The following is an 11,023-nucleotide window of genomic DNA, read 5'->3' on the forward strand; positions in this document are numbered from 1 at the left end:
GTTTATATTCTCAATAATCTTAGAGAGTGTTCAAATTTTCTTCAAAAAGTTTTTTCTTCAGTTTCTTCCTAAGTTTCTTATCCTACCGCCTTTTTCCCTTCGGCTTTCTTTGTGTGCTCCTCTTGCGCCAAACCGATAAACACCGCCGACAACATAGTAAACACATACGCTTGGATAAAAGCGACCAACAATTCCAATCCGTTCATAAAGACATTGAACAACACCGAAGCTACTGTCAACGTTCCGTTCAAAACCGGTCCCATGCTTGCCGATATGAATATCAGGCAAGTAAGCACCAACATTGCCATGTGTCCTGCCAGCATATTGGCAAAAAGACGGATCATCAAGGCAAACGGTTTCGTAAAGATTCCGAAAAGTTCTATAAAGGGCATCATGGGTACAGGCACTTTCAACCACCAAGGCACATCCGGCCAGAAAATGTCTTTCCAATATGTTTTAGTTCCGAAAATATTGACGGCAAAGAATGTACAAACAGCCAAAACCATCGTAACGGCAATGTTTCCGGTGACATTTGCCCCACCCGGGAATATCGGTATCAACCCCATGAGGTTATTGATGAAAATAAAGAAGAATGCCGTGAGCAGGTAAGGGGCAAACTTACGGTATTTCGGTCCTACACAACTCTTTATAATGTCATCATTCACCATCATTATAAACATTTCCATAAATCCGATGAAACCGCCCGGCGCCGCACTGCCTTGAGGATGCTTGCGATACCATCGGGCTACGCTCAGGACAATGACAAGTAATAACAGGCTATTGATAAGCAATGCCAAAACAACCTTCGTAATAGATATATCCCACGGACGTATCTCATTACCGGCTACGTCATGCTCTACCAGTTTGCCTTCGTATTTGCTGCCTTCCGGAGCAATGGAGAAGCCTTCATAACTTCCGCCGTTCTCTTCCAAGCGGGAAGAGAGGAAAACGTGCCATCCTGTTGTTCTGCTATATACGATAACGGGCAGTGGGATGATGACTTGTGTTTCTCCAAAAGCAGTAATGTGCCATTCATACGAATCGCCGATATGTCCGAACACGATTTCCTTTACGTTCACCGTATTCTTCTCTTGCGCTGCGGGAATACTGTCTGCCTGCACGGTGGCAGGCAGCAATAATCCACACATCAGCAACACTCCGGTCAATATGTTATGCAGTCGTTTCATTTTCTTGTTTTATTTTCTTTTCCAACTTCCGGTTAGCTTCAAAAGTGAAGAAAAACCAAGAGTCATAAATCAAATATATCAGATAGTTCGCGATAAACGTCAGTAAGAATCCTTTCGCTTCCTCACGCACCGCAACACAATATACCAGCATCACAATGATAGAAGCAAGCATTCGCATGACACGTATCAGCAGGTATATCTGCAACATCCGTCCCGGCATCCGGTGGCGGCAACTTTCGGTCATGTTTATCATAAACACGCCGAAAACAAAGAAGAAGGCAGGTATCAGCGGATAACCGCCGAAATAGTGATGCGGGAATACCGAATAATAACCCCAACCGCCTATACCGCCTACCAGTATCGTCAAGAGCGTCACCTGCCACAAATAATTTCGTTTTGTAAAACTCACGTCAATTCTATATTAAGGTTCGAAATTCAAAAAGAGTCAGTCTACACAAACCGAAACTTTGTTGCCGTTCATCTCTGCAAAACCGCCATGAATATCCTGCACATGCTCCTCTCCGTCTTTTGTTACATAAGCCAGTTTACCTGCTTGCAGCGATGACACAATCGGTGCGTGTTGCGGCAGAATAGTAAACGAGCCGAGCGTACCCGGCAATGTGACACTGCCTACTTCGCCATTGAAGATTACCTTGTCCGGTGACACGATATCCAAATGCAATTCTTTCATTTTTTCAGTCTATTGATATTTCAATATTCAAGTTACCTCTTTGCCTGTTCCAGCAATTTCTTACCTTTCTCTATCGCTTCCTCAATAGTTCCGACATTCAAGAATGCCGGTTCGGGCAGATAATCTACTTCACCATCCAGAATCATCTTAAAACCCTTGATGGTGTCTTCGATGGAAACCATCGTACCGGGAACTCCCGTAAACTGTTCCGCCACAGCAAAAGGCTGGGACAAGAAACGTTGTACGCGGCGCGCACGATTTACCAATGTACGGTCGGCATCCGAAAGCTCTTCCATACCGAGAATGGAAATTATATCCTGCAATTCTTTATTACGTTGAAGAATTTGCTTTACACGTTGTGCCACTTCATAATGTTCTCTGCCTACAATGTGCGGGTCAAGGATACGCGAGGTGGATTCCAACGGATCAACAGCCGGATAAATCCCAAGTTCCGTAATCTTACGGCTCAATACGGTTGTCGCATCCAGATGCGTGAAGGTAGTGGCGGGTGCGGGGTCGGTCAAGTCGTCCGCCGGAACATACACTGCCTGTACGGAAGTAATGGAGCCGTTACGCGTAGAAGTGATCCGTTCTTGCATGGCGCCCATTTCCGTTGCAAGTGTCGGTTGGTAACCTACAGCCGAAGGCATACGCCCCAACAATGCGGAAACTTCAGAACCCGCCTGGGTAAAACGGAATATATTATCGATAAAGAACAATATATCGCGCGGTCCATCCGACTCGGACCCCATATCGCGGAAAGACTCGGCAACTGTCAAACCTGACAAAGCAACAGACTGGCGCGCACCCGGCGGCTCGTTCATCTGGCCGAATATCAAAGATACCTGCGATTTAGCCACTTCATCATAATCAACTTTGGAAAGGTCCCAATGCCCTTCCTCCATTCCTTTCTTGAATTCCTCGCCATAACGGATTACGCCGGATTCAATCATCTCTCTCAGCAGGTCATTGCCTTCACGCGTACGCTCTCCCACTCCGGCAAACACCGAAAAGCCATTCTGCTTCTTGGCGATATTATTGATTAATTCCTGAATAAGTACGGTCTTACCTACTCCGGCACCGCCAAACAATCCGATCTTGCCGCCCTTACTATACGGTTCCAGCAAGTCTATGACCTTGATACCCGTATAAAGTACTTCTTGTACGGTAGTCAAATCTTCAAATTTTGGGGGTTCGCGGTGAATAGGATAAGCACCGGTGCGATCCAACTCTTTCATTCCGTCAATAGAATCTCCTACAACGTTCATCAAACGGCCTTTAATCTGCTCTCCTATAGGCATAGTAATCGGTCCGCCCAACGGGTATACCTTCATACCCCTCTGCAAACCGTCCGTACTATCCATAGCTACGGTTCTCACAGTATTCTCGCCAATGTGCTGTTGTACTTCCACAATCAGTCTTTTACCGTGACTTTTCTTTATTTCCAGTGCATCGTGAATACTTGGCAGCATCAGTTCTGCCTCTGTACCTTCAAAATAAACGTCTACAACAGGTCCGATAACCTGAGAGATATGTCCAACAATCTGTGACATAAGCAATCCTTTTATATTCTGTTTTATCTTACTTACTCTATTAACACTTGCGGCAGGCTGTTTGTTCAGTCAAAAATAGTTACACAAACAACTTTGCAAAGGTATAAACAAACACTGTCTAATTGTTCCCATAAAAAGCGTTTTTTATCTAAATTACACGATTTTGAATGATAAATACTACAATAAGAACAATTTATTCCATACAAAACAACATCAGTTAACAATTAGTAATGCACCTAATTTAGAGCCTGTTTAAATTTTCTTCAAAAAGTCTTCTTCAGCTTCTTTTGACTTTCTTTCCGGTCTGTTTTCCTCTTTTTATTCGTCACATAGCCCGCTATGCTCCTCATAAAAATTGAAAAACATCCTCGAAAAGAACTATCAAAATAATGCTGAACAAAATTTAAACAAGCTCTTAATCTTCTCCAAAATTCTCGAACGCTTTGCCATCTTTAATAGCATCGGCTGCCATCTCTTTGGAATAGTAAAACTTCGAAAGTGCCGCATATTTCTTAAAAAGCTTTGTCGCCATCTCAATTTCATCACCTTGCGTGATAGGCGTACGCGCCTTATTATAAGTAGAGACAAAATTCATTTCCCAGTCTGCCATCCTGTTGTACACAGCATTGGCACGGAAAGCCTCGCGCCCATAAACCAACGGCAGCCCTTCTTCCACATACGCTTCACCACGGTCCAAATATCCGAGCATTTCGTCATAGAACATTTTCCAACGTTTCAGATAGAAGTTCTCAATCAGTCCGCTCCACTCGCGCCAGGAGTAGTCGAAGATACGCGGATCGCCATCTCCTCCCCAAATAGTGACAAGTGCCGTGGCGTCTTTCTCCAGCAAGTTCTTTTCTTCTTCCGTTGTTCCCCAACTGCGGGCATCGGTCAGCCATTTGTCGAAATTGAATTCCTCGCGGGTACGGAGCAACTCGTCCGTATCGTGCAGAAGTTCGAGGAAACGGTTGCTATGCAACAAAAAGTCCTCACGGTCTTTTTTACGGAAAGCATCGGCGGCGCGCTTATGGATTGCCTGCCCCAGGTTCGTCATAATCTGACGTTGCAAGTCCACCAAATCAAAACGGTAAGGCTTGGAATCCTTGAACTTATCCGCCTCCTCCAACAAAAGTTTCTGCGCCTTCCAAAGCAATAATGGGGAATAAGGAATACCCAACCCCTTGTTCGGACCCGATTTCTTGACATCCAATGCCGGACGTGCCGCAATAATAGAACTACGTTCGGTGCCGTTTGTCCCCTTTTTATAAGGACCTTCAAGGAGATACAGCCAAGCCTGATGCGCTTTGGAAGACGATGCGCCATAACGCCGTTCGGCATATCCATTCAGCCATTGGTTCAGGTCTACAGCTCCGGAATGGAGCGGCATTTCGAATGTCAGTTCATAAAATACCGGATTCTGGACGATGGACTCCATAAACAATCCCGATCCGCATACATTGTTCCACTTCTCGTGCGCAGTGGAATATTGGTTAGAAGCAATCAAGGGCAAATCACCGTGCATATTGATACGCCCGCCGAAGTTGTGCAGATTGCCAGCCACTACCGGATATCCCCAACATGGGTCATCTTTGGCGCAACGTCCGCCATTCAGGTCAAGGATAAGCAGGTCCGACTTCGGGACGGCTTTCACAATCGGTTCACGCAAGCTCCACGACTGCATTGCCCACAAAGCATCCGGGTCGAACGTTTTAAACAGTTTATGAATTGCCTTACCCACTGCATCCAGGTATTCGGGAGTATCTACAGGCGGTTTTCCTTCATGGAACGGATCGGCGGCATATACGCCGTGCGCACCGAACAGTTTCTTCTCCTCTTCCAGGAAATCACGTCCGAAGGATTCGAACAACGGGTCTGTCGGGTCCAGTTGTGCCGCTCCCTGAAAACCGCACCATCCTCCACGCTTGCTAATCTTCGCTTTCGGGAATTTCTGTCTCATTTCACGGGGAACATACCCGGAAAAACCCTGCTGAATAGGTTGCATACCCAATTCCAACTGGCGGTTGATGACTTTCTTGCCCAATTCCACATGCGATTCTATCCATGACAATGGCAGCGGACCACCATAACTTTGAATGTTCTGCATCCATTGCCAGGCAAAATGCGCAGGACCCGTCAGGCAAGCCCGTGCCTCTTGGTCGGTAAAACCATATTTTAATAATGTATTATACCATACGGCTTCCAGCCCGATGACCGAAAGGGGCATATTGATGGAGTTCATCGCCATGTAGTCCAACTCACGTTCCCAACGTTTCCAGTCCCACCAGGGAGCGGTATAGCTGATTGTACAGTAGTTCATGTAAACCCTGTACTTTCCGTTAATCACGTGCCTTCCCTTTTGCGGACCGACGGGAGCAGGAAGTGTTTCCGGCAGTTTCAATTGGTCTCCAAACCAAGACACATGCGCTCCGCAAGTATATTTTAAATATTGATTATACGCGGTAGCCAAGGAAACGGGATTATTTCCACGCAAAACGATTTTTCCCTTTTTCCCGTCAATTTCATACACATCCTGCCCATCTGTTCCGGCAGGAATCTGTTTCAACACAAACTGTTTACTATAGCCGGGGGTGACCCGCTCTATCAAATCATAAACAGCCTGCACACCGGTATTCTCCTTCTTGAACGCCGTGCTCAGGACAAAGAATCCGACAATAAATAAATAGCGGCAAAACAACAGTGCCGCACTGTTCTTGGTAGTTCTCATGGTTCTCTTTTTTTGAGGGCTAAGGTAAAAAGTATTCTCCCAACGAACTTGTAATAATTGACCTAATTGTATCAATGTTGTCTTTTCCGCACTTACAAGAGACAGGTCATTTATAATTTCTCGCCATCCATTTGTAAAATATGGTCATTTCTCGCCAAATGCCTGTTTTTTACAAACATTAGACCCATATTTATAACTCAAATTCATTAATATCCCGTAGCTTTGAGTACGGATTATAATTACCAATATCAAAATCGTCTATAACTCATGAAACAAAAAAAACAATTATTGGCAGGTATCCTCCGGTTGAATTTGCTCATAGCCGTTATGAGTTCGTGTACGTCGCAACCAAAGGATATGACTGTAGAGAATAACATGATATTCGCACAACAGCAGTTGCAATTCGCCTTCGACGAAATAGAGTATGCCCGTACCAACGAATCGACCGAGAGCCGTAAGAAACGGGAAGAGAAAGGCTGGGGCGAACTTGCCAATCCTCGTAACACCGAACCGGACGGCAGCTTGCATTTGGTCACTTCCCGAGATTGGACCAGCGGCTTCTTTCCCGGAGAACTATGGTACATGTACGAATACACCCAAAACAGTTTCTGGAAGAAAAAGGCGCAAGTGCACACCAACATGCTGGAGCAGGAGAAAACCAATGGCGGCACGCACGACATGGGGTTCAAGATGTATTGCAGCTATGGCAACGGCTACCGGTTGACACAAGACGTGCGGTATAAAGAGATATTGTTGCAGTCGGCACACACCTTAGCCACCCGTTTCAAACCGCAAGCGGGAATTATCCGGTCGTGGGACCATAACAAAGACAAATGGCAATGTCCCGTCATCATTGATAATATGATGAACTTGGAGCTACTGTTTTGGGCTACCCGTGAAAGCGGCGACTCCACATTCTATAATATGGCAGTCACCCATGCCCGCACCACACTGAAAAACCATTTCCGCTCCGATAACAGCTGTTACCACGTGGTAGATTATGATACAATCACAGGGCAAGTGCTGAAAAAGAACACTCACCAGGGTTTCTCACACGAATCCGCATGGGCACGTGGACAGGCGTGGGCGCTCTACGGTTATACAATGTGTTATCGCGAAACGCATCTTCCGGAATTCCTCTCACAGGCGAAAAAGGTGGAAGAGTATATTTTCACACACCCTAATATGCCGGAAGATGATATTCCTTATTGGGACTTTAACGCGCCCGATATTCCCCATGAGCCTCGTGACGTATCGGCGGCAACGATAATCGCCTCAGCACTCTACGAACTCAGTTTATATGTCCCCGAACGTGCGGAAAACTATAAAAAACGCGCAGATAAGATCTTAGCGACATTGTCAGGACATTATCGGGCATCCTTGAAGAAAGACAACGGTTTCCTACTGCTGCACAGCACCGGCACCAAACCTAAAAACGTAGAAGTAGATGTTTCCATTGTCTATGCCGACTATTATTTCATTGAAGCCCTGCTAAGAAAAGACAAATTGGAAAAAACGGGCAACCTGTTTTAAGCATTGAGCATTAACCCTGCCTGGCAGATTTATCTTATACCATCTGTCATCCAGAAGACCAATGATATATTTCAAACTTCAACACTTACTTAATAATAACAACTTTCACTTTTAATCGATAAACAAAAATGAAGCACAAACTATTCGTAACCGTTTTATTTACTCTCCTGGCCATTTATGCAGAGGCAGCTTCGCCTATCAAGGTAGCATGTGTCGGCAATAGCATTACCGCCGGAGTCGGCGTGAAGAACCGGGACAAAGACAGCTATCCCATGATGTTAGGGCAAATGCTGGGAAAAGAGTATGAAGTCCGCAACTTCGGTGTCAGCGGCAGAACCATGATCCAAAAGGACAAATCGTATATGAAAGAGGCCGCCTACCGGCAGGCATTGGACTACAAGCCCGATATCCTTATCATAAAATTGGGAACCAACGACACCAATCCCGTCTATTGGCAATACAAGGACGACTATGCCAAAGATATGACCGTCATGATTCAGGCATTCCGCCGGCAATCGCCTGCTGTGAAAATCTACATCTGTTATCCCGTCACGATATATACCGACCGCTTCAGCCAGCGGGACAGTGTTCTTACCACCGAACTCATTCCGATGATAGATGAAGTGGCAAAGAAGAACGATGCACAAACCATAGACCTGCATACACCTACCCAAAATATGCAGGACGCATTCATCGATGCGCTCCACCCCAATGAGAAAGGCGCGCGGGTAATGGCAAAAGTCATCTACAAAGCGCTGACCGGAAAAGAGAGTACCCATGAAGTGCAACCCTTTCCCGGCATGAAAAGCCAATGGAAAGGATACGACCGTTACGACTTTACTTACAAGAATAAGAAAGCCATTGCGGTATGCCCCAAGAAAGCCCTGAAAGGTAATCCTTGGGTATGGCGTCCCGCCTTTTTCGGCTCTTTCGCATACGCCGACGAGGCATTGCTTAAAGAAGGCTTCCACATCGTTTACTACGACCTGACCCATCAATACGGTTGCCCTGCTTCCATAAAAGCAGGTACGGACTTTTACAACAACATGATATCCATGTATGGACTGTCCGCCAAGGTATCCTTGGAAGGGTTGAGCCGTGGCGGCTATTATGCCCTGCAATGGGCGGTGGCAAACCCCGAGAAGACGGCTTGCCTATATCTGGACAATCCGGTGTGTGACATGTTCAGCTGGCCGGGCAGGCAGAGGGAGAAGCAATGGAAGGAGTTCCTGAAACTGTGGCAACTGGAAGACACCATCACTCCCGAAACCTTCAATGGCAATCCGATACACCATCTGCAGGCACTGGCGGAACATAAAGTTCCCATTCTTGCCGTATGCGGAGACAGCGACAAAATTGTTCCTTTTGCCGAAAACATGAAACTCATCCGGGAAACATATACCCGATTGGGCGGTCCCGTGCAACTGATTATAAAACCGGGAGCCGATCATCATCCGCACAGCCTGGAAAAACCCGAACCGATTGTCGACTTCATTGTCCGCAGCCAACCCGCCTACCAGGAAAAACAGCATTGCAACGTGCGAGGTTCCCTGCAAAACTCCCTTATCCGTTTCGAAAAAGAGAGAAAAGGACGGGTTGTCTTCTTCGGCGGCTCCATCACCCACATGAAAGGCTGGCACAATATGATTCAAAAACAATTGGAACAACGGTTCCCTTTCACCGATTTCGAATTTATCGAAGCAGGCATCCCGTCTGCCGGAACCACTCCGCATGCTTTCCGCATGGAGAATGACGTATTGTCCAAGGGTCCCGTCGATTTGCTCTTCATCGAAGGGGCTGTCAACGACCATACCAACGGCTTCTCCGCACAAGACCAAATCAGAGGAATGGAAGGCGTGGTGCGCCATGCCCGGATGGCAAATCCTTATACGGATATCGTCATGCTGCATTTTGTTTACGACCCGTTCCTCGAAATGTTTCCCAAAGGGCAGACGCCGGATGTTATTCTAAACCACGAACGTGTTGCCAATCACTATCTGATACCTTCCATTAATTGCGCACAGGAGATATCCGAACGCATCGAAGAAAAAGAATTCACATGGAAAGACTTTGGCGGAGTGCATCCCAACTGGTTCGGACACAAATACTATGCAGCCGCCATTCAGTCGCTCCTGGACCGTATGTGGATACCTGCCGAAAACGCAACACTGCAAAAACATGAGATACCTGCCGACATGCTGGACACATACAGCTATACACAGGGAAAATTCATCGGTCTCGATGAAGTAAAGGTAAAAAACGACTGGACCATTGTTCCGTCTTGGCAACCTAAAGATAAAACCGGCACGCGGGAAGGGTTCGTCAACGTTCCCATGCTTTACAGCGATAAACCCGGCGCCACATTCACCTATACGTTCAAAGGTACGGCGGTAGGACTGTTCATGGCTTGCGGTCCCTATTCGGGAATTATCGAATACAGCATCGACAACGGAGCTTTCCAATCGCTCGACACTTATACATCCTGGAGCAAAAGCGTGTATCTGCCCTGGCTGTATGTGCTTGCCGCCGAATTGGATAACCGACAGCCACACACGCTTACCGTAAGATTTTCCGCATCGAAAAACAATAAGAAGAAAGGGGCGGAAGCCGTAATCCGCAACATCGTTATCTCCCAATAGCTTCAAAAACTGCAAACGATTGCAGTTTCCATCAACAGGAAAGATGTGTGCCAAAGTCCCGACAGAATGATACGACTGTCGGGACTTTGGCACACATCTTAATTTATGTAACCACCGTTTAACTTATGCCACTACTGCCATCAGAGCGGAGCCAAAACCATACCTTTAATACGGCTCTTTCATTTAAAAGCCTGCTTAAATTTTCTTCAAGAAGTTTTTCTTTGGCTTCTTTTTGAACCTCTTTCCGGTCTGTTTTCCTCTTTTTATTCGTCACATAGCCCGTTATGCTCCTCATAAAAACAGGAAAACATTCTCGAAAAGAATTCTCAAAAGAAGGCTGAACAAAACTTAAACAGGCTCTAAGGGAATCACGGCTTTTTCATTTACAAGAGTTAAAGGGAATTATCTCCCCTTCGGGACAGGAGTTAAAAGCCGGTAGCTACACCGGAGAACACGACCGGAGAGACCGCGCAGACAGACAGGCGGAAGCGGACAAACGGAAATGAACAAACGGAAACGGACCGGCAAAGAACAAACGGATAAAAGCAAGCGGGCGAAATATCTCCGCCAAACGCTTATTATCAGCGACATACGAGTGCCACTCGTTTTCTGCGAGGTGGAACTTTATTCCCAGCTTACTGGGAACGCGTTCCCACCTCATTGGGAATATGTTCCCAACGTGCAGGGAACACGTT

General features: G+C 46.3%; 8 protein-coding genes. 3 read left to right on the plus strand and 5 right to left on the minus strand.

Annotated features, from left to right (window positions below):
* Window positions 1-77 precede the first annotated feature (77 nt).
* From atpB to QZ327_RS10875, 5 genes are all read right to left on the minus strand, one after another.
* The gene (gene atpB / locus QZ327_RS10855; protein ID WP_294619201.1) at window positions 78-1,187 is read right to left on the minus strand and encodes a F0F1 ATP synthase subunit A; all 1,110 of its coding nucleotides are present in this window, start codon (window positions 1,185-1,187) and stop codon (window positions 78-80) included.
* Window positions 1,171-1,596, minus strand: coding sequence for a hypothetical protein (locus tag QZ327_RS10860; protein ID WP_294619203.1), 426 nt, complete (start codon window positions 1,594-1,596; stop codon window positions 1,171-1,173). Before QZ327_RS10860 ends, atpB begins: the two co-directional genes overlap by 17 nt.
* Before the next feature lie 36 nt (window positions 1,597-1,632).
* The gene (gene atpC, locus QZ327_RS10865; protein ID WP_294619205.1) at window positions 1,633-1,878 is read right to left on the minus strand and encodes an ATP synthase F1 subunit epsilon; all 246 of its coding nucleotides are present in this window, start codon (window positions 1,876-1,878) and stop codon (window positions 1,633-1,635) included.
* 32 nt (window positions 1,879-1,910) lie between these two features.
* A complete protein-coding gene (atpD, locus tag QZ327_RS10870) occupies window positions 1,911-3,431 on the minus strand; it encodes a F0F1 ATP synthase subunit beta (RefSeq protein WP_294619207.1) in 1,521 nt (506 codons plus the stop codon).
* A gap of 415 nt (window positions 3,432-3,846) precedes the next feature.
* Window positions 3,847-6,156, minus strand: a complete 2,310-nt coding sequence (locus tag QZ327_RS10875) for an alpha-N-acetylglucosaminidase (RefSeq protein WP_294619209.1) — start codon at window positions 6,154-6,156, stop codon at window positions 3,847-3,849.
* Window positions 6,157-6,483: 327 nt separating this feature from the next.
* On the opposite strand from QZ327_RS10875, the gene QZ327_RS10880 reads away from it, so the two are divergent.
* The 3 genes from QZ327_RS10880 to QZ327_RS10890 form a co-directional block, all read left to right on the plus strand.
* On the plus strand, window positions 6,484-7,689 hold the full coding sequence (locus tag QZ327_RS10880; RefSeq protein WP_294619219.1) for a glycoside hydrolase family 88 protein: 1,206 nt from the start codon (window positions 6,484-6,486) through the stop codon (window positions 7,687-7,689).
* Window positions 7,690-7,817: 128 nt separating this feature from the next.
* On the plus strand, window positions 7,818-10,328 hold the full coding sequence (locus tag QZ327_RS10885; protein ID WP_294619211.1) for a GDSL-type esterase/lipase family protein: 2,511 nt from the start codon (window positions 7,818-7,820) through the stop codon (window positions 10,326-10,328).
* A 502-nt stretch (window positions 10,329-10,830) separates the two neighbouring features.
* On the plus strand, window positions 10,831-11,023 hold a 193-nt coding region (locus QZ327_RS10890), incomplete at its 3' end, for a hypothetical protein (protein WP_294619213.1).

The sequence above is a fragment of the uncultured Bacteroides sp. genome (assembly GCF_910578895.1).
In the GTDB taxonomy this organism is placed as follows: Bacteria; Bacteroidota; Bacteroidia; order Bacteroidales; family Bacteroidaceae; genus Bacteroides.